Below are 21,610 nucleotides of genomic sequence, written 5' to 3'. Positions count from 1 at the left end.
TGATTTTTGAATGAGACTGTGGTATAATTGTTCAGTTAGAAATAAAAATTTAAATATTAGAGGAAATCATGACAAAATTAAGAGAAGATATCCGTAACATTGCGATTATCGCCCACGTTGACCACGGTAAAACAACCCTTGTTGACGAATTATTGAAACAATCTGAAACTCTTGATGCACGTACTGAATTAGCAGAGCGCGCTATGGACTCAAACGATATCGAAAAAGAGCGTGGAATTACAATTCTTGCTAAAAATACAGCCGTTGCCTACAACGGAACTCGTATCAATATCATGGATACACCAGGACACGCGGACTTCGGTGGAGAAGTTGAGCGTATCATGAAAATGGTTGACGGTGTTGTTTTGGTCGTAGATGCCTACGAAGGAACCATGCCACAGACTCGTTTCGTATTGAAAAAAGCCTTGGAACAAGACCTTGTCCCAATCGTGGTTGTCAACAAAATCGACAAACCATCAGCTCGTCCGGCAGAAGTAGTGGACGAAGTATTGGAGCTCTTCATTGAGCTTGGTGCAGATGATGATCAGCTTGATTTCCCAGTTGTGTATGCTTCAGCTATCAATGGAACTTCTTCGCTTTCTGACGATCCAGCTGATCAAGAAAAAACAATGGCACCAATCTTTGATACTATCATCGACCATATCCCTGCTCCAGTAGACAACTCAGATGAGCCTTTGCAGTTCCAAGTGTCACTTTTGGACTACAATGACTTCGTAGGTCGTATCGGTATCGGTCGTGTCTTCCGTGGTAGTGTGAAAGTTGGGGACCAAGTTACCCTTTCTAAACTAGATGGTACAACGAAGAACTTCCGTGTTACAAAACTTTTCGGTTTCTTTGGTTTGGAACGTCGTGAAATCCAAGAAGCCAAAGCAGGTGACTTGATTGCCGTTTCCGGTATGGAAGACATCTTTGTCGGTGAAACTATTACTCCGACAGACGCAGTTGAAGCTCTTCCAATCCTACACATCGATGAGCCAACTCTTCAAATGACCTTCTTGGTCAACAACTCACCATTTGCTGGTAAGGAAGGTAAATGGGTGACTTCTCGTAAGGTGGAAGAACGCTTGCAAGCAGAATTGCAAACAGACGTTTCCCTTCGTGTTGACCCAACGGACTCACCAGATAAATGGACTGTTTCAGGTCGTGGAGAATTGCACTTGTCAATCTTGATCGAAACCATGCGCCGTGAGGGTTATGAACTTCAAGTATCTCGTCCAGAAGTTATCGTAAAAGAAATCGACGGTGTAAAATGTGAGCCATTTGAACGTGTGCAAATCGATACTCCTGAAGAATACCAAGGATCTGTTATCCAAAGCCTTTCTGAACGTAAGGGTGAAATGTTGGATATGATTTCAACTGGTAATGGTCAAACTCGTTTGGTCTTCCTTGTTCCAGCGCGTGGTTTGATCGGATACTCAACTGAGTTCTTGTCAATGACTCGTGGTTACGGTATCATGAACCATACCTTTGACCAATACTTGCCATTGATTCCAGGTGAAATCGGTGGACGTCACCGTGGTGCCCTTGTTTCCATCGATGCTGGTAAGGCTACAACATACTCAATCATGTCTATCGAAGAACGTGGTACAATCTTTGTTAACCCAGGTACTGAGGTTTACGAAGGGATGATCATCGGTGAAAACTCTCGTGAAAACGACTTGACAGTGAATATCACAAAGGCTAAACAAATGACCAACGTTCGTTCAGCTACTAAGGACCAAACAGCGGTTATCAAGACACCTCGTATCTTGACACTTGAAGAGTCGCTCGAGTTCTTGAACGACGATGAGTACATGGAAGTAACACCTGAGTCTATCCGTTTGCGTAAACAAATTCTTAACAAGGCAGAGCGTGAGAAAGCCAACAAAAAGAAAAAATCAGCTGAATAAGAGCTAGAAAGAGATAAAGATGGTCTATTTAATCATAGGGGTACTCTTATTACTACTCTATGTATTTGCGACACCCCAAAGTATCAAAGGAACAGTCAACATCGTTATCTTGGTCTTTGTAGTTGTTGCACTCTTGATCTTGCTGATGTTGTCCATCTTGCAAATCTTCCAATTACCGACAGAATTCTTTGTCACAATCGCCATGCTGGCTCTAGCCTACTTTAGCTTGAGAGACATTACGCTCATGCCTGTAAAAAAGGGTAAGAGAAGATAATAGAAGAGGCTGGGTAATGACTCAATTTGAGGAGAAAATCTAGCAAATTTTTCCATGATAAAACGCATAATATCAAGGTTTTTGAATGCCTGATATTATGCGTTTTTATGATTTTTAAAACTTTTTGAGCGACCTATTAGAAAGTGGATACTCTTACAATTATTTTGGAAATAATTCAATTTCTGATTTAACGTATATTTTCTCAGAAGGGCTATTATTCCAACTTTTTTAAGGGTAGTCGAAAGAAAAAGATTGAAGAAATCGTCCAAAATGAACTTTTCTTCAATCTGGAGGTTCGCACCTCTTTTTTATTTCTTCTTATGATTTAATACTGCATTGAGGACAATGGCGAGGAGGCTTGCCACGACGATTCCATTTGAGAAGAACATTTGGAAGGCTGTTGGCATGCTGACAAAGAGATTGCTGTTGTTTAGTCCAACACCAGCGGCGATTGAAACAGCTGCGATAAGGAAGTTATGTTCATTGTTAGCAAAGTCAACGCGGGCGAGGATTTGCATCCCTTGAAGGGAAACAAAACCAAACATAACCAGCATGGCACCACCAAGGACAGGACTTGGAATGATTTGGGCAAGGGCACCAAACTTAGGAAGGAGTCCAAGGAGGACTAGGAAACCAGCTGCGTAGTAGATTGGCAGGCGAGTCTTGATACCTGACAATTTAACCAAACCAACGTTTTGTGAAAATCCTGTGTAAGGGAAGGTGTTAAAGATTCCTCCGAGAAGTACGGCCAGACCTTCTGCACGGTAACCGTTGCGCAGGCGCGTGCTGTCGATGGGGTCATTGGTGATATCAGACAAGGCCAGGTAAACACCAGTGGACTCAACCATAGACACCGTTGCAATGATACACATCATGACAATAGAGGAGATTTCAAAGGTTGGCACCCCAAAGTAGAGGGGAGTAGGAACATGGACAAGCGGTGCTGCCGCAACAGGAGAGAAGTCCACCAAGCCCATAGTAGCAGCAATGGCAGTTCCAACGACCAACCCAATCAAAATGGAGATGGACTTGATAAATCCTTTAGTAAAGATGTTAATCAAGAGGATAATTAGAACAGTGATAGCTGCAAGTAAGAGACTTTGACCAGTTGGCTCTGGAACATTATTTCCCATATTTCCAATAGCGACAGGAATCAGGGTCAATCCAATCGTGGTAATGACAGATCCTGTTACGATAGATGGGAAGAGATTGGCTACTTTTGAGAAAATGCCTGAAATCAGAACCACATAAATCCCTGAAACGATAAGGGCACCAAACATAGCTCCGCTACCGTGGCTTTGTCCAATCATAATCAAAGGAGCGACGGATTGGAAGGCAACTCCAAGAACGACTGGTAGTCCGACACCAAAGTATTTGTTGAGTTGGAGTTGGAGGAAGGTGGCCACCCCACACATGAAGATATCTGTGGAGATTAGGTAAGTCAACTGCTCAGCTGAATAGCCAAGAGCTGTCGCAATCATGATGGGAACTAGGATAGAACCTGAGTACATGGCTAGTAAGTGCTGCAAGCCAAGAACGGCTGCTTGCGAGTGTTTTTCTTGTTTTTGCATTAGAGATCTGCCTCCTTAAATACGACCTGACTATTTTCAAAACGATCCAAGCGAGCCAGTGATAGGACAGGGTAGCCTGCTTTTTCAAGCAAATCACGACCATCTTGGAAGGATTTTTCAATCACGATACCAATCGCTTCGACTTTTGCTCCAGCTTGTTCGATGATTTGAATTAAGCCTTTGGCAGCTTGTCCATTGGCAAGGAAATCATCGATAATCAAGACCTTGTCCTCTGGTGAGAGGAATTTTCCAGCGATGGAAACGGTGCTGGTCACCTGCTTGGTAAAGGAGTAGACTTCGGCAGTTAAGATGCCTTCGTTCATAGTGATGTTTTTAGCTTTCTTGGCAAAAATCATGGGAACATCTAAGGCTTCAGCTGTAAAAACGGCTGGGGCAATGCCTGATGCTTCAATGGTCACGACCTTGGTAATGCCAGCAGCAGCGAATTTTTCCGCAAATACCTTACCAATCTCTCGCATCAAGCTAAAGTCAACCTGGTGGGTTAAAAAAGAATCCACCTTGAGGATGTTGTCACCCAAGATATGCCCATCCTCAAGGATGCGCTCTTCTAATAATTTCATAAGACCTCCTAAAGTCTAAAAGTCAAATTACTTATTGTTTAAATGTTTCTATAGTGATCCAGTTTGCTAGTGCTATATATTTGATAAAATGATAAAACTAGTACGAGCGAAGCGAGTTTTATCAAATATTTCCCGCCGTAGTGGTATCATAGACAATAATCTTGTTATTGTCTATGACGGGATTTTTGAGACTTTTGGCTCAAAAATTAGGGATGAAATTCCGAAGGAAGTTGCTCCCGTCCGCACTAATTAAGGGAAATATTAAAAATATTTAGTTTACACTTAAAGGCGTGCTTTAATAAAAATATTTAAAAGGACCTACTTAATCCCCTAAGTAAGTCCCCAAAATAGGCATGGCCAACACCATACCTTCAGCTGACATACTCATTGTTAGGTGTTACGGCACCTTGTAGAAACGTCGTGCCAATTCACGACATAAACAAGTAAAATGGTACTATTCTCAAACGCAATAGCGTTAATGTCATTATTTTACACTAAATAGCTTTAGAAATCAAATATTTTGTTAGTGTTTTAATGAAAAAAACGAACAAAAAAGAAACCTACAAGACGATACAGTATTGTAGGGTTCTATTATTCTATTCACTAAATCTTAAAAAATAACCATCTGGATCCAAAACTGCAAATTCATGAGGGTAAATAAAGCTATCTCCCACTCGAAATTCTCTTTTGGTCAGCGGACGATGGATAGGATAGTCAGCTTCCAGCAGTTTTTGGTGGAGCTGAGGGACATCTTCAATGCCAAAGGAAATATTGACACCGCGCCCGAAAGGATAGGTTAGTTGGGCTAATTCTTCTGTGCTGCCTTCTTCTAGCATAAGTTGGCAGTCTTCAAGCGAGAGGAAGAGAAATTTCTCCTCTGGACGCTCGTATTCGACAGAAAATCCCAGCAAGTCGCAGTAGAAGTGGCGTGACTTTTCGAGGTCAGATACTACAAATTCAGGAATGACAGCTTGATAGTCCATTAGCTTTCTCCTTAGAGTTCAATTTCCAATACAATCGGCGTATGGTCTTGACGCGCACCAGAGTCAATCATGTCAGACTTGGTCACCTTGTCAGCCACGCGGTTGCTAGTGAGCCAGTAGTCGATTCTCCAGCCTGTATTGTTGATTTTAGAAGTCTTGCTGCGTTGTGCCCACCACGTGTAACATTCTGGGACGTCACCGTGAATGTGGCGGAAGGTGTCAGTAAACCCAGTTGCCAAAAGGTTGGTAAAGCCAGCACGTTCTTCGTCTGTAAATCCAGGTGAACGGCGGTTGCTGGCAGGGTTTGCAAGGTCGATTTCCTTGTGGGCTACGTTGTAGTCACCCGTCGCAAGGACTGGTTTTTCTTTGTCTAGTTGAGCCAAATACTCAGCGTATTTGACATCCCAGACTTGGCGTTCTTCCAAGCGTTTGAGCCCATCACCAGCGTTTGGTGTGTATACTTGGGTTACGAAAAATGTATCAAATTCCAAGGTGATGATGCGGCCTTCCAAGTCCATGGTAGAAGGAGCACCGATTTCTGGGAAGCTAATCGTTGGTGTGAGTTCTTTCTTATAAAGGAACATGGTTCCAGCGTAGCCTTTGCGAGCAGGTTCTTGAGAGGAACGCCAAGTGTTTTCATAACCTGGGAAGAGTTCTTCTAAAATTTCCAAGTGTTTTTTTGTAGGCCCTTTTGCAGAAAGCTTGGTTTCCTGGATAGCGATGATATCAGCATTTTCAGCGACCAAGGTTTGTAGGACTTCTTGGGACAATTTTGCACGAGCTGAGTCGCTCGTTAGGGCTGCATTGAGGGAATCAATGTTCCATGAGATGAGTTTCATAAAGTTACCTTTTTCATTCAGATTACAGACTATATTATACCAAAAAAAGGCGCATTTCCCCAACGTATGGTTTGAAAAATCACCCTCTTTCGTTTATAATTAAGAATGATTTTATGAAAGGGAGTGAAAATACATGAAATTCTATTCTTATGACTATGTACTCAGCCAAATCGGTCAGCAAAATGGTATCATGGTTGGCTTTGGAATTGTTCTATTAACTGTGACAGGTTTTTTTGCTTTTAAGGCATACCATGATAAAAAGGGGACCAAATTTCGTGAGTTGGTCATGATTTCAGCCTTGACCTTATTAGCTCTCCTTTTGGTTAGTATCACGACTTATCAAAACAATCAAGTTTCTAATAATAAATTTCAAGCTTCACTTCATTTCATCGAGCTTGTTTCCAAAGAATTGGGAGTAGACAAGTCAGAGGTCTATGTCAATACTTCTGCGGACACGGATGGCGCACTTATCAAGGTAGGAGATTGCTATTACCGTGCCTTGAACGGAAGTGAACCAGACAAGTACCTGTTAGAGAAAGTGGAATTGTATAAAACAGATGCAATTGAACTGGTGGAGGTGAACAAATGACACTCAATTATATGGAAATTTTAATTAAGCTAGCCTTGGGTCTCTTTTCTCTTGTTTTCGTAATTAATGTGACGGGAAAGGGCAACCTAGCGCCTAACTCAGCAATAGATCAAATTCAGAACTATGTACTCGGGGGGATCATCGGTGGGGTGATTTACAATAGCTCCATCAGTATCCTGCAGTATGCAGTTATCCTGATTATGTGGACCATTCTGGTCTTGACTCTTAAATGGCTTAACAATAATGTTCACTTTGTGAAACGTTTGATTGATGGGAAGCCAACCCTGCTCATCAAAAATGGGAAGATTGATTCAGAAGCCTGCCGTTCGGTTGGTTTATCAGCAGCGGATGTAGCTCTTAAGCTTCGTAGCCAGGGAATTTTCCAAATGAAACAAGTCAAACGCGCTATGCAGGAGCAGAACGGTCAACTTATCGTAGTCCAAATGGGAGATGAGAATCCCAAGTATCCTGTTGTCACAGACGGTGTGATCCAAGTGGAAATTTTGGAGACCATTGGTCGGAGCGAAGAATGGCTGCTTGATAACCTCAGCAAACAAGGGTATGACAATGTGGCCAATATCTTTATTGCTGAGTATGACAAGGGTGTCGTCTCAGTCGTAACTTATGAATAAGAAAAACCTGGGGTCTTGTACTCTTCAAAAATCAAATTCAAACTGCGTCAACGTCGCCTTGCCGTACTCAAGTACAGCCTGCGGCTAGTTTCCTAGTTTGCTCTTTGATTTTCATTGAGTCTTGGCCTCAGGTTTCCATTTGCAATCAGAAAGGGAGTTTATGTCCATTATTCAAAAACTCTGGTGGTTTTTCAAGTTAGAAAAGCGCCGTTACCTAGTCGGAATTGTGGCCCTGGTCTTGGTTTCTGTCCTTAATCTCATTCCCCCCATGGTCATGGGACGGGTCATTGATGCCATTACGTCGGGGAAATTAACCCAGCAGGACCTCCTTCTTAATCTATTTTATCTACTGCTGGCAGCCTTTGGGATGTACTATCTGCGCTATGTTTGGCGCATGTATATCCTTGGAACTTCCTATCGTTTGGGGCAGATTATGCGCTCTCGTTTATTTGAGCATTTTACTAAAATGTCGCCAGCCTTTTATCAGACCTATCGGACGGGGGACCTGATGGCACATGCTACCAATGATATCAATGCCTTAACCCGTTTAGCGGGTGGCGGAGTCATGTCAGCAGTGGATGCCTCTATCACGGCTTTGGTGACTTTGCTGACCATGCTCTTTAGCATCTCATGGCAAATGACCTTGGTTGCCATTCTCCCCCTACCTTTCATGGCTTATGCGACCAGTCGTCTAGGGAGAAAGACCCACAAGGCCTTTGGCGAGTCACAAGCTGCCTTTTCCGAACTCAATAACAAGGTGCAGGAGTCTGTATCAGGTATCAAAGTGACCAAGTCTTTCGGTTATCAGTCTGATGAGCTGGAGTCTTTTCAGGCAGTTAATGAATTGACCTTTCAAAAGAACCTACAAACCATGAAATACGATAGTCTCTTTGACCCTATGGTTCTCTTGTTTGTTGGTTCATCCTATGTTTTAACGCTTTTGGTCGGTTCCTTGATGGTTCAGGAAAGTCAAATCACGGTTGGTAATCTAGTCACCTTCATCAGCTACTTGGATATGTTGGTCTGGCCTCTTATGGCCATCGGCTTCCTCTTTAATATCACTCAGAGAGGGAAGGTTTCTTACCAACGGATTGAAAATCTTTTGTCTCAGGAATCACCTGTACAAGATCCTGAATTTCCTCTGGACGGTATCAAAAATGGACGTTTGGAATACGCGATTGACAGCTTCGTCTTTGAAAATGAGGAAACACTGACGGATATTCACTTTAGTTTAGAAAAAGGTCAAACACTGGGCTTGGTCGGACAGACAGGTTCTGGGAAAACATCCTTGATCAAGCTCCTCTTGCGTGAATATGATGTGGATAGGGGAGCCATTTACCTAAACGGTCACGATATTCGGGACTATCGTCTGACAGACCTTCGTAGTCTCATGGGCTATGTTCCTCAGGACCAGTTCCTCTTTGCGACTTCAATCCTAGACAATATCCGCTTTGGCAATCCTAACTTGTCCTTTTCAACGGTCGAGGAAGCGACTAAGCTAGCTCAAGTTTACCAAGATATTGTAGTCATGCCTCAGGGATTTGACACAGTTATCGGTGAAAAAGGGGTCAGTCTCTCAGGTGGTCAAAAGCAACGTCTGGCCATGAGTCGAGCTATGATTTTAGACCCTGATATCTTGATTCTAGATGATTCCTTGTCGGCTGTGGATGCCAAGACAGAGTATGCCATCATCGACAATCTCAAGGAGACGCGGAAGGATAAGACAACCATTATCACGGCCCATCGCCTCAGTGCAGTTGTCCATGCGGATTTGATTTTAGTTCTGCAAAATGGCCAAATCATTGAACGTGGCACGCACTATGACTTGCTAGCCCTGAATGGCTGGTATGCCCAAACCTACCAGTCTCAGCAGTTGGAAATGAAAGGAGAAGAAGATGCAGAATAAGCAAGAACAATGGGCTGTATTGAAGCGCTTGATGTCCTATCTTAAGCCCTATGGTCTCCTGACCTTTTTAGCACTCAGTTTTCTCCTAGCGACTACGGTCATTAAAAGTGTCATTCCCCTTGTGGCTTCCCACTTTATCGACCAGTACCTCAGCAATCTTAACCAAATTGCTGTGACCGTTTTGCTGGTCTACTACGGTCTTTATGTCCTTCAAACTCTGGTTCAGTATGTTGGCAATCTTCTCTTTGCGCGGGTGTCCTACAGTATTGTCAGAGATATTCGTCGCGATGCCTTTGCCAATATGGAGAAACTGGGTATGTCTTATTTTGACAAGACGCCAGCTGGTTCCATCGTTTCTCGTTTGACAAATGATACCGAGACCATCAGTGATATGTTTTCGGGGATTTTATCCAGCTTTATTTCAGCAGTTTTCATCTTTCTGACAACTCTGTATACCATGTTGGTGCTGGATTTTCGTTTGACAGCTTTAGTCTTGCTCTTCCTCCCCTTGATTTTCCTGTTGGTCAATCTCTACCGAAAAAAGTCAGTGAAAATCATCGAGAAAACCAGAAGTCTCTTGTCGGATATCAATAGTAAGCTGGCAGAAAACATCGAGGGAATCAGGATTATCCAGGCCTTTAATCAAGAAAAGCGCCTGCAAGCAGAATTTGATGAGATTAACCAAGAACACTTGGTCTATGCCAACCGTTCTGTAGCCTTGGATGCCCTCTTTTTAAGACCTGCCATGAGTTTGCTGAAACTCCTAGGCTACACAGTTTTGATGGCCTACTTTGGTTACCGTGGTCTTTCTATTGGGATAACGGCCGGAACCATGTATGCCTTTATCCAGTATATCAACCGTCTTTTTGATCCTTTGATTGAGGTGACGCAAAACTTTTCAACCCTTCAAACGTCCATGGTATCTGCAGGTCGTGTCTTTGCCTTGATTGACGAGAAGACCTATGAGCCTCTTCAAGAAAATGGACCAGCCAAAGTCCAAGAAGGCAATATCCGTTTTGAACATGTGTGTTTCTCATATGACGGCAAGCACCAGATTCTGGATGACATTTCCTTTTCAGTTAAGAAGGGTGAAACCATTGCCTTTGTAGGGCATACAGGTTCAGGAAAATCATCGATTATCAATGTCCTCATGCGCTTTTATGAATTCCAGTCAGGCCGCGTTCTCTTGGATGATGTGGATATCAGGAACTACAGTCAGGAAGAACTGAGAAAGAACATCGGTCTGGTCTTGCAGGAGCCCTTCCTCTATCATGGAACCATCAAGTCCAATATCGCCATGTACCAAGATCTTAGTGATGAAGAGGTTCAGGCTGCGGCTGCCTTTGTCGATGCGGATTCCTTTATTCAAGACCTTCCGCTGGGCTATGATGCACCTGTGTCTGAGCGTGGTTCGAGCTTTTCTACTGGCCAGCGCCAGCTTCTTGCCTTTGCTAGAACAGTCGCCAGTCAGCCTAAAATCCTGATTTTGGATGAAGCGACAGCCAATATTGACTCTGAAACAGAAAGTTTGGTTCAAGATTCCCTAGCCAAGATGAGACAGGGGCGGACGACCATTGCTATCGCCCATCGTCTTTCAACTATTCAAGATGCCAACTGTATCTATGTTTTGGACAAGGGGCGCATCATCGAGAGTGGAACCCATGAGGAACTCTTGGCCTTGGGAGGAACCTATCACAAGATGTATAGCTTGCAGGCTGGAGCCATGTCCTAATACTCTTTGAAAATCTCTTCAAACCATGTCAGCTTTATCTGCAACCTCAAAGCTGTACTTTGATTTTCATTGAGTATAAGAAGGAAATTCTTCAAATTACAGATTTCTTGCTCCGCCTTTTCTATTTTGTGGTATAATGAAAAATGTTGACAAATAGTATAATACAAACAAAGGAGAAACAGCATGCTGAAATGGGAAGACTTGCCCGTGGAAATGCAATCAAGCGAGGTTGAGTCTTACTACCAGCTTGTCTCTAAAAGGAAGGGTTCGCTGATTTTCAAGCGTTGCCTGGACTGGGTTCTGGCCCTGGTCTTGCTGATTTTGACTTCCCCAGTCTTTCTTATCTTGAGCATTTGGATCAAGTTGGATAGCAAGGGACCTGTCATTTACAAGCAAGAGCGCGTGACCCAGTACAACCGTCCGTTCAAGATTTGGAAGTTCCGTACCATGGTAACGGATGCGGATAAAAAAGGAAGTCTAGTGACTTCTGCTAACGATAGCCGTATTACCAAAGTGGGAAATTTCATCCGTCGTGTGCGTTTGGATGAACTGCCTCAGCTGGTCAATGTCCTTAAAGGCGAAATGTCTTTTGTCGGTACACGACCTGAAGTGCCACGTTACACCGAGCAGTATAGCCCTGAAATGATGGCGACCTTGCTCTTGCCAGCAGGAATCACCTCTCCAGCCAGCATCAACTACAAGGATGAGGATACGATCATCAGTCAAATGACCGAAAAAGGCCTGTCAGTTGACCAAGCCTATGTAGAGCATGTTCTTCCTGAAAAGATGCGCTATAACCTCGCCTATCTCCGAGAGTTTAGTTTCCTTGGGGACATCAAAATCATGTTTCAAACCGTGTTTGAAGTGCTAAAATAAAGTAGTCATGAGAAAATGAGTACAGATAAAAGGAGCAAATCAATGCCAAATTACAATATTCCATTTTCACCACCCGATATTACCGAAGCTGAAATTGCTGAAGTAGCGAACACCCTTCGTTCTGGTTGGATCACAACAGGTCCTAAGACAAAAGAACTGGAGCGTCGCTTGTCTCAATACACACAGACACCTAAGACTGTCTGCCTCAACTCTGCGACTGCCGCTCTTGAGTTGATTTTGCGTGTTTTGGAAGTGGGACCTGGTGATGAAGTCATCGTTCCAGCTATGACTTATACAGCTTCATGTAGTGTCATCACACACGTAGGAGCAACTCCTGTCATGGTGGATATCCAAGCAGATACTTTTGAGATGGATTATGACCTACTTGAGCAAGCCATTACTGAAAAGACTAAGGTGATTATTCCGGTTGAGCTTGCAGGGATTGTTTGCGACTATGATCGTTTGTTCCAAGTCGTGGAGAAAAAACGTGATCTCTTTGCAGCTACTGGCAAGTGGCAAAAGGCATTTAACCGTATCGTGATTGTCTCTGATAGTGCCCATGCTTTGGGATCTACTTATAAAGGGCAACCAGCTGGTTCTATTGCTGACTTTACTTCCTTCTCATTCCATGCCGTTAAGAACTTTACAACTGCTGAGGGAGGAAGTGCCACTTGGAAAGCCAATCCAGCGATTGACGACGAAGAGATGTACAAGGAATTTCAAATCCTTTCCCTTCATGGTCAAACCAAAGACGCCCTTGCCAAGATGCAATTGGGTTCTTGGGAATACGATATCGTAACGCCAGCCTACAAGTGCAATATGACTGATATCATGGCTTCACTTGGTTTGGTACAATTGGTCCGTTACCCTGGTTTGTTGCAACGTCGTAAGGACATCGTGGACCGTTATGATCGTGGTTTTGCGGGTACTCGTATTCACCCATTGGCACACAAGACTGATACTGTCGAATCTTGTCGTCACCTCTACATCACCCATGTAGAAGGAGCAAGTTTAGAAGAACGCAACCTCATCATCCAAGAATTGGCTAAAGCAGGAATTGCAAGTAATGTACACTACAAACCGCTTCCTCTCTTGACAGCCTATAAGAATCTTGGTTTTGATATGGCAGATTATCCAAGAGCCTATGCCTTCTTTGAAAATGAAATTACGCTTCCTCTTCATACAAAATTAAGCGATGAAGAAGTTGATTACATCGTTCAGACTTTGGTGAGAATTTCTGAAGAAATCCTCGGTTCTGGAAAAAAATAATAAAAAATCTTGACAAAAAGCGGACAATAGCATATAATATTCTCAACAAATCAGAAAAGTAACTATGTTTGATCTTCAGGGAGCCTGTGGTGATTGTGAACAGGTGGTTGGAAGTAGTGAAAGTGGGCTGATTTTAAAAATGAATTTGAAACAATGAAAATTCGGTGCGCACACCTTACAGTGCAACTTGTTGTTAGACAAGGCAGAGATGTAAAGGGGAATAGTCCCTTTATAATTGAGGTGGCACCGCGTTACCAACGCCCTCACACAGATTGTTTTCTGTGTGTGGGCTTTTTTCATATCTTAAAATCAATACTGAAAGAGGAAAAATTTTATGACAACTAAAGGTTATTTTGGACAATTTGGTGGTAGTTTTGTACCGGAGCCGATTCAGGCTTTGTTGGATGAGTTGGAAGTGACATTTGACAAGTACAAGGATGATCCAGAATTTTTGGCAGAATTTCGCCATTACTTGAAGGATTATTCAGGTCGCGAAACACCGCTTTATTTTGCGGAAAGTTTGACAGATCACCTAGGTGGCGCTAAGATTTATCTCAAGCGCGAAGACCTTAACCATCTGGGTTCTCACAAGCTCAATAACGTTTTAGGACAAATCTTACTTGCTAAACGTATGGGCAAAAAACGGGTTATCGCAGAAACAGGGGCTGGTCAGCACGGGGTTGCGACGGCAGCAGCTGCAGCTAAGTTTGGTATGGCCTGTGATGTCTACATGGGGGCAGAAGATGTGGAACGTCAACGTCTCAATGTTTTCCGTATGGAGATGATGGGAGCAACTGTGCACGCAGTTGAAACGGGAACGAGAACTCTTAAGGATGCGGTTGATGCAGCCTTTGGAGCATGGATGAATGACCTTGAAGCCTTCTATGTTTTAGGATCTGCTGTGGGACCTCATCCGTATCCAACCATTGTCCATGAGTTCCAAAAGGTCATCAGTGAAGAATCTCGTCGTCAAATCTTGGAAAAAGAAGGTCGCTTGCCAGACTACGTTATTGCCTGTGTAGGTGGTGGTTCCAATGCCATTGGTGCTTTTTCACAGTATGTGGCTGATGAAGAAGTTAAATTGGTTGGGGTCGAAGCTGCTGGTCATGGACTTGATACAGACAAGCACGCAGCTACTATGACAAAAGGTAGTGTCGGTATTGTCGACGGAATGAAGACCTATGCAGTCTTTAAGGAAGACGGAGAGCTGGCGCCAGTTTACTCTATCTCAGCTGGTTTGGATTATCCAGGCGTTGGCCCAGAACACGCCTACTTTAAAGACTCTGGTCGCGTGGAATATGTGGCAGCGACGGATGAAGAAGCTGTCCAAGCCCTGCTCCTTCTCAGCAAGACAGAAGGGATTATCCCAGCGATCGAAAGTTCACACGCTATCGCAGAAGCAGTTAAACGTGCACCGAAACTAAGTAAAGATGAGATTATCATCATCAATGTCTCTGGTCGTGGAGACAAGGACGTAGCTGCAATTGCAGACTACCTAGAAGCTAAAAAATAATAGATGGAAAAATTACAGTCCTTTCTCTCACAGAGAGCTTGTGGTTGCTGGAAACAAGCAGAGAAAGCTGTAAGGTTGGGTCCATCTGAAACGAGAGAAGAAAACATAATTCTCAAGGGAGTGCCCTTTATCGCACAGCCTGTTACAAGAGGTATCTGAGACAGGAATGAGAGATAGGAGAAATCTTATAATTGAGGTGGCACCGCGAATTTCGTCCTCACGCAAGTTAGTTTGCGTGGGGATTTTTATATATTTATCGTAGATATGGTCATCAGTTTTAAATTATGCTTCATCAATAGATAGATTTCTATAAAATATTTGCGAACGAAGTGAGCATTGAACCGCTATTTCCCGCCATAGTGGTATTCTAGAGAAGCAAAGATGCTTATCTAGAACGGAATTTTTGAGAGTAAAATAGTTCGGGGAACTATTTTACTCTGAGCCTAGAAATCAATGAGCCAGGAGCTCGAAAATTAGGTCTTTCATTTCATGGATTTCTAAAATCATCCACTGGATAATTTTACCTCCCGTCCGCACTATTTAAGGGAAATAGAAAAAAGATAATAAATTAAGACTAAAAGTCTATAAAGAAAAGAATCGAAAGGGAAATTACAATGGAACGAATCATTCATGGAGATGTCTTATCACCAATCTTGGCTTATATGCGCCTAAAGGGAAAACACAAGGTGATCCTAGAGAGTATTCCGAGAGACAAGGAAACAGCTCGTTTTTCTATCCTAGCCTATAATCCTGTTTTTGAGATTCAGTTTGAAAATGGAGTTCTTTATCAAAATGGGCAAGTGATTGATCGTGATCCCTTGGATTTCCTTTATGAAGTGACTCATAAGAGCCAGCACCATTCAGACCTACCTTTTGGTGGGGGAGCTATTGGCTTTGTTGGTTACGATATGATTTCGCTCTATGAAGAAATTGGTCAAATCCCTAAGGATACAATTGGGACGCCAGACATGCATTTCTTTGTCTATGAGAGTTACATGGTCTTTGACCACAAGAAGGAGAAAATCCATGTCATCGAAGATGCTCTCTATAGTGAGCGCAGTCAAGAAGACTTGGAAGAAGCCTTGAACCAGGTGCTTGAGGAATTACGCATTCCTGCTCCAAATGAATTTGAAGATTTGGATTTATCTCCGCTGGACTTCAAACCGCACATTGCTCCTCAGAAGTTTGAGGAAATGGTGGAAACCGCTCGTGACTTGATTCGTAATGGTGATATGTTCCAATGCGTGCTCAGTCAACGTTTCTCAGCAGAAGTTACTGGAAATCCATTTGACTTCTACAGAAATCTCCGCGTGACCAACCCATCTAATTACCTCTATTTCTATGATTTTGGGGATTATCAAATCATCGGTGCCAGTCCAGAAAGTTTGGTTTCTGTCAAAAATGGCATCGTGACAACCAATCCGATTGCGGGAACGCGACCAAGAGGAGCAACGGAAGAAGAGGATAAGGCCTTGGCGACAGACCTCCTGTCCGATGAGAAGGAAACAGCAGAACATCGAATGTTGGTAGACTTGGGGCGTAACGATATTGGCCACATCTCTGAAACGGCAAGTGTTCAAGTCACCAAGTATATGGAAGTGGAGCTTTTCCGTTATGTCATGCATTTGACCAGCGTGGTGAAAGGACGTTTGCTTCCCGAACTTACTGCCATGGATGCCTTGAAAGCTACACTTCCAGCTGGAACAGTTTCAGGAGCACCAAAGATTCGGGCCATGAGACGCATCTATGAACTGGAAACGGAAAAACGAGGCGTATACGCAGGAGCAATCGGCTACTTGTCTGCGACGGGTGATATGGATTTGGCCATTGCCATCCGAACCATGATTCTTAAAAATCAAACAGCCTATGTGCAGGCTGGGGCAGGGATTGTCTATGACTCCATCGCCCAAAACGAATACCAAGAAACCATTAACAAGGCTAAATCTATGACTAGAATTGGAGAACTAAGACCATGATTTTATTGATTGATAACTATGATTCTTTTACCTATAACTTGGCCCAATACATTGGGAATTTTGCAGAAGTGCAGGTCTTGAGAAATGATGATCCCAAGCTGTATGAAGAAGCTGAAAAAGCAGATGGTCTGGTCTTTTCTCCCGGTCCTGGTTGGCCAGTTGATGCTGGTAAGATGGAAGACATGATTCGTGACTTTGCTGGTAAGAAGCCGATTCTTGGGATTTGTTTGGGTCATCAAGCTATCGCAGAAGTTTTTGGCGGTAAACTAGGTTTGGCTCCCAAAGTCATGCATGGGAAACAGAGCCATATCAACTTTGAAGCGCCATCTGTTTTGTATCAAGGCATTGAGGATGGTCATCCGGTCATGCGTTACCACAGTATTTTGATTGAAGAAATGCCTGAAGACTTTGAAGTGACAGCTCGTTCGACCGATGACCAAGCCATTATGGGTATTCAACACAAAAGCCTTCCAATTTATGGCTTCCAGTACCATCCAGAGAGTATTGGAACGCCAGATGGCTTGTCTTCTATTCGGAATTTTATCGATAGGGTTGTAAAGTGAGGTTGTCTATATGAAAGAGATTATTGAAAAATTAGCAAAATTTGAAAATTTATCAGGTGTGGAAATGACGGATGTCATTGAGCGTATTGTAACAGGGCGCGTAACAGAAGCGCAGATTGCTTCTCTCCTTTTAGCTCTTAAGATGAAGGGGGAAACACCGGAAGAACGCACAGCCATTGCACAAGTCATGAGAGGGCATGCCCAACACATTCCAACTGAAATTCATGATGCCATGGACAACTGTGGTACTGGTGGAGATAAGTCTTTCAGTTTTAACATTTCCACAACTGCAGCCTTTGTCTTGGCAGGTGGTGGTATTCACATGGCCAAGCACGGTAACCGTTCGATTTCTTCTAAATCAGGTTCGGCAGATGTCCTTCAAGCATTGGGTATCAATCTTGATCTCAAACCAGCTGAACTAGGTAAGGTTTTTGATAAAACTGGAATCGTCTTTCTCTTTGCTAAAAATATGCATCCAGCTATGAAGTACATCATGCCAGCTCGTTTGGAACTAGGAATTCCAACGATTATGAACTTGACTGGTCCCCTGATTCACCCAATGGCTTTGGAAACACAGCTTCTTGGTATTAGTCGTCCAGAACTCCTAGAAAGTACAGCTCAGGTTTTGAAAAATATGGGTCGCAAACGTGCCATCGTGGTAGCTGGACCAGAAGGCTTGGATGAAGCTGGCTTGAACGGAACAACCAAGATTGCTCTTCTGGAAAATGGCCAAATCACCTTATCAAGCTTTACTCCAGAAGATTTGGGGATGAAACGCTACGCTATCGAAGATATTCGAGGAGGCAATGCTCAGGAAAATGCAGAAATTTTGCTCAGCGTTCTTCAAAACGAACCAAGTCCATTCTTGGAAACGACAGTTCTAAATGCTGGTCTTGGTTTCTATGCTAATGGTAAGGTAGCTAGCATCAAGGAGGGAGTTGCCTTGGCCCGTCAAGTGATTGCTAGTGGCAAGGCCCTTGAAAAACTTAGACTGTTACAGGAGTACCAAAAATGAGTCAGGAATTTTTAGCACGAATTTTGGAGCAGAAGGCGCGTGAGGTCGAGCAAATGGAGCTGGAGGAAATCCAGCCCTTGCGCCAGACTTATCGCTTGGCAGAATTTTTGAAGAATCACCAGGACCGTTTACAGGTAATCGCTGAGGTCAAGAAGGCTAGCCCTAGTCTGGGAGATATCAATCTCGATGTGGATATTGTGCAACAGGCCCAGACTTATGAAACAAATGGCGCAGTGATGATTTCTGTTTTGACAGATGAGGTTTTCTTTAAAGGACATTTGGATTATCTACGAGAGATTTCTAGTCAGGTAGAGATTCCGACGCTGAACAAGGACTTTATCATCGATGAAAAGCAAATCATCCGTGCTCGCAATGCCGGCGCGACAGTTATCTTGCTCATCGTGGCTGCCTTGTCAGAAGAACGCCTCAAGGAACTGTATGACTACGCGACAGAGCTTGGTCTGGAAGTCTTGGTGGAAACTCACAATCTAGCTGAACTAGAAGTGGCCCACAGACTTGGTGCGGAGATTATTGGGATTAATAATCGCAACTTGACGACTTTTGAAGTCGACTTGCAGACCAGTGTGGACTTGGCCCAGCACTTTAAGGAAGGTCGCTATTACATTTCTGAATCTGCCATTTTCACAGGGCAGGATGCAAAACGCGTTGCACCATACTTTAACGGAATTTTAGTTGGAACAGCTCTCATGCAGGCAGAAGATGTAGCCCAGAGAATCAAGGAGTTGCAAATTGACAAAGGTTAAGATTTGTGGACTATCGACCACAGAAGCGGTAGAGACAGCCGTATCAGCAGGGGCGGATTACATCGGTTTTGTCTTCGCACCCAGTAAAAGACAGGTGACCTTGGAACAGGCTGCTGAGCTGGCAAAGCTCATTCCTGCTAATGTTAAAAAGGTTGGTGTATTTGTTTCACCAAGTCGGGCTCAACTGCTAGAAACGATTGAAGAAGTTGGCTTGGACTTGATTCAAGTTCATGGTCAGGTAGGGGATGGTTTGCTTGAGAATTTGCCTTGTGCCAGCATTCAGGCGGTGCAAGTGGATAGAAATGGTCATGTGCCAAATTCTCAGGCAGATTATCTACTCTTTGATGCCCCTGTTGCTGGGAGTGGCCAGATATTTGACTGGGGCCAACTGGATACGACAGGACTAGCTCAGCCCTTCTTTATCGCAGGTGGGCTTAATGAAGATAATGTAGTAAAAGCAATTCAACACTTTACTCCCTATGCAGTAGATGTATCAAGCGGAGTGGAGACAGATGGACAAAAAGATCATGAAAAGATTAGAAGATTTATAGAGAGTGTAAAGCATGGCATATCAAGAACCAAATAAAGATGGATTTTACGGAAAATTCGGCGGACGTTTCGTCCCAGAAACATTGATGACAGCAGTTTTGGAATTGGAAAAAGCCTACCGTGAAAGTCAGGCAGACCCCAGTTTCCAAGAGGAATTAAACCAGCTCTTGCGCCAGTATGTAGGACGTGAAACGCCTCTTTACTATGCAAAAAACCTGACCCAGCATATCGGTGGAGCCAAGATTTACCTCAAACGGGAAGACCTCAACCATACAGGGGCCCACAAGATTAACAATGCCTTGGGACAAGTTTTGCTTGCCAAACGCATGGGCAAAAAGAAAATTATCGCTGAAACGGGTGCTGGTCAGCATGGTGTGGCAACTGCAACAGCTGCAGCCCTCTTTAACATGGAATGTACCATCTACATGGGTGAGGAAGATGTCAAACGCCAAGCCCTTAATGTCTTCCGTATGGAGCTTTTGGGAGCCAAGGTAGAGGCAGTGATAGATGGTTCGCGTGTGCTAAAAGATGCGGTCAATGCAGCCCTTCGTTCATGGGTGGCAAATATCGATGATACCCACTATATCCTAGGTTCTGCCTTGGGGCCTCATCCTTTCCCAGAAATCGTTCGTGACTTCCAGAGTGTCATTGGTCGAGAGGCTAAACAACAGTATCGCGATTTGACAGGTCAAGATCTTCCAGATGCCCTAGTAGCCTGTGTTGGTGGTGGTTCAAATGCTATCGGTCTCTTCCATCCATTTGTAGAAGATGAGTCTGTAGCTATGTATGGGGCTGAGGCAGCAGGGCTTGGTGTGGATACAGAACACTATGCATCTACCCTGACCAAGGGTCGTCCAGGGATCCTTCACGGTTCCCTCATGGATGTCCTCCAAGATGCTCATGGTCAAATTCTTGAAGCCTTCTCTATCTCAGCAGGATTGGACTATCCTGGTATCGGTCCAGAACATTCTCACTACCACGATATCAAACGTGCCAGCTATGTCCCTGTGACAGACGAAGAAGCCTTGGAAGGATTCCAACTCTTGTCTCGTGTGGAAGGGATTATCCCTGCCCTGGAATCTAGTCATGCTATCGCTTTTGCAGTGAAATTGGCCAAAGAACTTGGACCAGACAAATCCATGATTGTCTGTCTATCAGGTCGTGGGGACAAGGATGTGGTTCAAGTCAAAGACCGCTTGGAAGCAGATGCAGCAAAGAAGGGAGAAGCTCATGTCTAAGACACTAACAGAAAAATTGAATGCTATCAAAGCAGCTGGAAAAGGAATTTTCGTTCCCTATATCATGGCTGGAGACCACGAGAAAGGTTTGGATGGACTCGGTGAAACAATCCACTTTTTGGAAGATTTGAATGTCTCTGCTATTGAAGTGGGCATTCCCTTTTCAGACCCTGTTGCAGATGGACCTGTTATCGAAGAAGCCGGCTTGCGCAGTCTAGCTCATGGTACTTCTACCAAGGCTTTGGTTGAAACCTTGAAAACTATTCAAACAGAAGTTCCACTTGTCATCATGACCTACTTCAACCCCCTCTTTCAGTACGGTGTGGAGAACTTTGTCAAAGATTTGGCAGATACAGCGGTTAAGGGCTTGATTATCCCAGACCTGCCTCATGAGCATGCCAATTTTGTAGAGCCCTTTTTGGCGGATACAGACATCGCCTTGATTCCCCTAGTTAGTTTGACAACAGGACTGGAGCGTCAGAAAGAATTGATTAAAGGGGCAGAAGGCTTCGTCTACGCCGTTGCCGTCAACGGGGTGACAGGTAAGTCAGGAAATTACCGTGCAGACTTGGACAAGCACTTGGCACAATTGCATCAAGTAGCTGACATCCCAGTCTTGACAGGTTTTGGTGTGTCTAGTCAGGCTGATGTAGAACGCTTCAATGCAGTATCAGATGGCGTCATCGTCGGTTCGAAAATTGTAAAAGCTCTCCACCAAGGAGAGCCGATTGAGGACTTTATTAAACAAGCAGTAGCTTACCAAAAATAATCACACAAGCAGCAAGTAAGAGGAAAGGCACAAAAGGAAGTCTTTCCTTTTTCTTTTAAGG

Annotated in this window: 20 protein-coding genes, 1 pseudogene, 1 riboswitch and 2 other annotated features; of the genes and pseudogenes, 16 read left to right on the top strand and 5 right to left on the bottom strand. The window is 43.8% G+C overall.

Annotation, left to right across the window (positions count from 1 at the left end; translation table 11 throughout):
- Nucleotides 1–68 precede the first annotated feature (68 nt).
- On the top strand, nt 69–1,910 hold the full coding sequence (gene typA, locus MK403_RS01350; RefSeq protein WP_000164117.1) for a translational GTPase TypA: 1,842 nt from the start codon (nt 69–71) through the stop codon (nt 1,908–1,910).
- A gap of 19 nt (nt 1,911–1,929) precedes the next feature.
- Complete coding sequence (locus MK403_RS01345) at nt 1,930–2,184, top strand: DUF3165 family protein (protein ID WP_268708718.1); 255 nt, start codon at nt 1,930–1,932, stop codon at nt 2,182–2,184.
- A gap of 308 nt (nt 2,185–2,492) precedes the next feature.
- Here MK403_RS01345 and MK403_RS01340 read toward each other — a convergent pair whose 3' ends face one another.
- From MK403_RS01340 to MK403_RS01325, 4 genes are all read right to left on the bottom strand, one after another.
- Nucleotides 2,493–3,755: a nucleobase:cation symporter-2 family protein gene (locus MK403_RS01340; RefSeq protein ID WP_268708717.1), complete on the bottom strand. Its 1,263-nt coding sequence runs from the start codon at nt 3,753–3,755 to the stop codon at nt 2,493–2,495.
- Complete coding sequence (locus MK403_RS01335) at nt 3,755–4,336, bottom strand: xanthine phosphoribosyltransferase (RefSeq protein WP_268708716.1); 582 nt, start codon at nt 4,334–4,336, stop codon at nt 3,755–3,757. The genes MK403_RS01340 and MK403_RS01335 overlap by 1 nt, the downstream gene beginning before the upstream one ends.
- Before the next feature lie 367 nt (nt 4,337–4,703).
- Nucleotides 4,704–4,799: riboswitch (purine riboswitch) on the bottom strand.
- A 133-nt stretch (nt 4,800–4,932) separates the two neighbouring features.
- Nucleotides 4,933–5,319: a bleomycin resistance protein gene (locus MK403_RS01330; RefSeq protein ID WP_000386233.1), complete on the bottom strand. Its 387-nt coding sequence runs from the start codon at nt 5,317–5,319 to the stop codon at nt 4,933–4,935.
- A gap of 11 nt (nt 5,320–5,330) precedes the next feature.
- Nucleotides 5,331–6,158 carry an exodeoxyribonuclease III gene (locus tag MK403_RS01325; RefSeq protein WP_268708715.1) on the bottom strand — a complete coding sequence of 276 codons (828 nt, stop codon included), beginning with the start codon at nt 6,156–6,158 and terminating at the stop codon, nt 5,331–5,333.
- Between the two features lie 133 nt (nt 6,159–6,291).
- On the opposite strand from MK403_RS01325, the gene MK403_RS01320 reads away from it, so the two are divergent.
- The 14 genes from MK403_RS01320 to trpA all read left to right on the top strand — a co-directional run bounded on the left by MK403_RS01320 (nt 6,292) and on the right by trpA (nt 21,549).
- Complete coding sequence (locus tag MK403_RS01320) at nt 6,292–6,747, top strand: DUF3290 family protein (RefSeq protein ID WP_268708714.1); 456 nt, start codon at nt 6,292–6,294, stop codon at nt 6,745–6,747.
- Nucleotides 6,744–7,379 carry a DUF421 domain-containing protein gene (locus MK403_RS01315; RefSeq protein WP_268708713.1) on the top strand — a complete coding sequence of 212 codons (636 nt, stop codon included), beginning with the start codon at nt 6,744–6,746 and terminating at the stop codon, nt 7,377–7,379. Before MK403_RS01320 ends, MK403_RS01315 begins: the two co-directional genes overlap by 4 nt.
- A 160-nt stretch (nt 7,380–7,539) precedes the next feature.
- On the top strand, nt 7,540–9,285 hold the full coding sequence (locus tag MK403_RS01310) for an ABC transporter ATP-binding protein (protein ID WP_268708712.1): 1,746 nt from the start codon (nt 7,540–7,542) through the stop codon (nt 9,283–9,285).
- The gene (locus MK403_RS01305) at nt 9,275–11,017 is read left to right on the top strand and encodes an ABC transporter ATP-binding protein (protein ID WP_268708711.1); all 1,743 of its coding nucleotides are present in this window, start codon (nt 9,275–9,277) and stop codon (nt 11,015–11,017) included. The genes MK403_RS01310 and MK403_RS01305 overlap by 11 nt, the downstream gene beginning before the upstream one ends.
- 183 nt (nt 11,018–11,200) lie before the next feature.
- Nucleotides 11,201–11,893 (top strand): sugar transferase, encoded by a 693-nt coding sequence (locus MK403_RS01300; protein WP_143989351.1) that lies wholly within the window; start codon nt 11,201–11,203, stop codon nt 11,891–11,893.
- 42 nt (nt 11,894–11,935) lie between these two features.
- Complete coding sequence (locus tag MK403_RS01295) at nt 11,936–13,162, top strand: DegT/DnrJ/EryC1/StrS family aminotransferase (protein WP_268708710.1); 1,227 nt, start codon at nt 11,936–11,938, stop codon at nt 13,160–13,162.
- 42 nt (nt 13,163–13,204) lie between these two features.
- Nucleotides 13,205–13,430: a binding site (T-box leader), on the top strand.
- A gap of 66 nt (nt 13,431–13,496) precedes the next feature.
- Nucleotides 13,497–14,675, top strand: coding sequence for a tryptophan synthase subunit beta (gene trpB, locus MK403_RS01290; protein ID WP_045592556.1), 1,179 nt, complete (start codon nt 13,497–13,499; stop codon nt 14,673–14,675).
- Nucleotides 14,672–14,897 (top strand) — a binding site (T-box leader). Its footprint overlaps the gene before it by 4 nt.
- 392 nt (nt 14,898–15,289) lie before the next feature.
- On the top strand, nt 15,290–16,651 hold the full coding sequence (gene trpE, locus MK403_RS01285) for an anthranilate synthase component I (protein ID WP_268708709.1): 1,362 nt from the start codon (nt 15,290–15,292) through the stop codon (nt 16,649–16,651).
- Nucleotides 16,648–17,214, top strand: coding sequence for an aminodeoxychorismate/anthranilate synthase component II (locus MK403_RS01280; RefSeq protein ID WP_268708708.1), 567 nt, complete (start codon nt 16,648–16,650; stop codon nt 17,212–17,214). The genes trpE and MK403_RS01280 overlap by 4 nt, the downstream gene beginning before the upstream one ends.
- 10 nt (nt 17,215–17,224) lie before the next feature.
- A complete protein-coding gene (trpD, locus tag MK403_RS01275; protein ID WP_268708707.1) occupies nt 17,225–18,229 on the top strand; it encodes an anthranilate phosphoribosyltransferase in 1,005 nt (334 codons plus the stop codon).
- The gene (trpC, locus tag MK403_RS01270; RefSeq protein WP_268708706.1) at nt 18,226–18,993 is read left to right on the top strand and encodes an indole-3-glycerol phosphate synthase TrpC; all 768 of its coding nucleotides are present in this window, start codon (nt 18,226–18,228) and stop codon (nt 18,991–18,993) included. Before trpD ends, trpC begins: the two co-directional genes overlap by 4 nt.
- The gene (locus MK403_RS01265; protein ID WP_061453329.1) at nt 18,980–19,579 is read left to right on the top strand and encodes a phosphoribosylanthranilate isomerase; all 600 of its coding nucleotides are present in this window, start codon (nt 18,980–18,982) and stop codon (nt 19,577–19,579) included. Before trpC ends, MK403_RS01265 begins: the two co-directional genes overlap by 14 nt.
- A complete protein-coding gene (gene trpB, locus MK403_RS01260; RefSeq protein WP_268708705.1) occupies nt 19,557–20,780 on the top strand; it encodes a tryptophan synthase subunit beta in 1,224 nt (407 codons plus the stop codon). The genes MK403_RS01265 and trpB (MK403_RS01260) overlap by 23 nt, the downstream gene beginning before the upstream one ends.
- Nucleotides 20,773–21,549, top strand: a complete 777-nt coding sequence (gene trpA / locus MK403_RS01255) for a tryptophan synthase subunit alpha (protein ID WP_061453330.1) — start codon at nt 20,773–20,775, stop codon at nt 21,547–21,549. Before trpB (MK403_RS01260) ends, trpA begins: the two co-directional genes overlap by 8 nt.
- Here the strand turns inward: trpA and MK403_RS01250 are convergent.
- Nucleotides 21,521–21,604, bottom strand: a pseudogene (locus MK403_RS01250) (prepilin peptidase); the annotation flags it as partial. The gene trpA and the pseudogene MK403_RS01250 overlap by 29 nt on opposite strands.
- Between the last annotated feature and the right edge of the window lie 6 nt (nt 21,605–21,610).

Source organism: Streptococcus oralis, from assembly GCF_026782285.1.
Lineage (GTDB): Bacteria > Bacillota > Bacilli > Lactobacillales > Streptococcaceae > Streptococcus > Streptococcus oralis_CG.
The sequence above is the reverse complement of the archived record's forward strand: the minus strand, read 5'-3'. Positions and strand labels throughout refer to the sequence as shown.

Bases quoted from the DNA above. Each gene is read 5' to 3' on its own strand.
- trpC (WP_268708706.1), top strand. From the start codon at position 18,226: ATGAGTCAGGAATTTTTAGCACGAATTTTGGAGCAGAAGGCGCGTGAG.
- MK403_RS01305 (WP_268708711.1), top strand. From the start codon at position 9,275: ATGCAGAATAAGCAAGAACAATGGGCTGTATTGAAGCGCTTGATGTCC.
- MK403_RS01320 (WP_268708714.1), top strand. From the start codon at position 6,292: ATGAAATTCTATTCTTATGACTATGTACTCAGCCAAATCGGTCAGCAA.
- MK403_RS01345 (WP_268708718.1), top strand. From the start codon at position 1,930: ATGGTCTATTTAATCATAGGGGTACTCTTATTACTACTCTATGTATTT.
- MK403_RS01310 (WP_268708712.1), top strand. From the start codon at position 7,540: ATGTCCATTATTCAAAAACTCTGGTGGTTTTTCAAGTTAGAAAAGCGC.
- MK403_RS01300 (WP_143989351.1), top strand. From the start codon at position 11,201: ATGCTGAAATGGGAAGACTTGCCCGTGGAAATGCAATCAAGCGAGGTT.
- MK403_RS01330 (WP_000386233.1), bottom strand. From the start codon at position 5,319: ATGGACTATCAAGCTGTCATTCCTGAATTTGTAGTATCTGACCTCGAA.
- trpA (WP_061453330.1), top strand. From the start codon at position 20,773: ATGTCTAAGACACTAACAGAAAAATTGAATGCTATCAAAGCAGCTGGA.
- trpD (WP_268708707.1), top strand. From the start codon at position 17,225: ATGAAAGAGATTATTGAAAAATTAGCAAAATTTGAAAATTTATCAGGT.
- trpE (WP_268708709.1), top strand. From the start codon at position 15,290: ATGGAACGAATCATTCATGGAGATGTCTTATCACCAATCTTGGCTTAT.
- typA (WP_000164117.1), top strand. From the start codon at position 69: ATGACAAAATTAAGAGAAGATATCCGTAACATTGCGATTATCGCCCAC.
- MK403_RS01325 (WP_268708715.1), bottom strand. From the start codon at position 6,158: ATGAAACTCATCTCATGGAACATTGATTCCCTCAATGCAGCCCTAACG.
- MK403_RS01340 (WP_268708717.1), bottom strand. From the start codon at position 3,755: ATGCAAAAACAAGAAAAACACTCGCAAGCAGCCGTTCTTGGCTTGCAG.
- MK403_RS01295 (WP_268708710.1), top strand. From the start codon at position 11,936: ATGCCAAATTACAATATTCCATTTTCACCACCCGATATTACCGAAGCT.
- MK403_RS01280 (WP_268708708.1), top strand. From the start codon at position 16,648: ATGATTTTATTGATTGATAACTATGATTCTTTTACCTATAACTTGGCC.
- trpB (WP_045592556.1), top strand. From the start codon at position 13,497: ATGACAACTAAAGGTTATTTTGGACAATTTGGTGGTAGTTTTGTACCG.
- trpB (WP_268708705.1), top strand. From the start codon at position 19,557: ATGGCATATCAAGAACCAAATAAAGATGGATTTTACGGAAAATTCGGC.
- MK403_RS01315 (WP_268708713.1), top strand. From the start codon at position 6,744: ATGACACTCAATTATATGGAAATTTTAATTAAGCTAGCCTTGGGTCTC.
- MK403_RS01335 (WP_268708716.1), bottom strand. From the start codon at position 4,336: ATGAAATTATTAGAAGAGCGCATCCTTGAGGATGGGCATATCTTGGGT.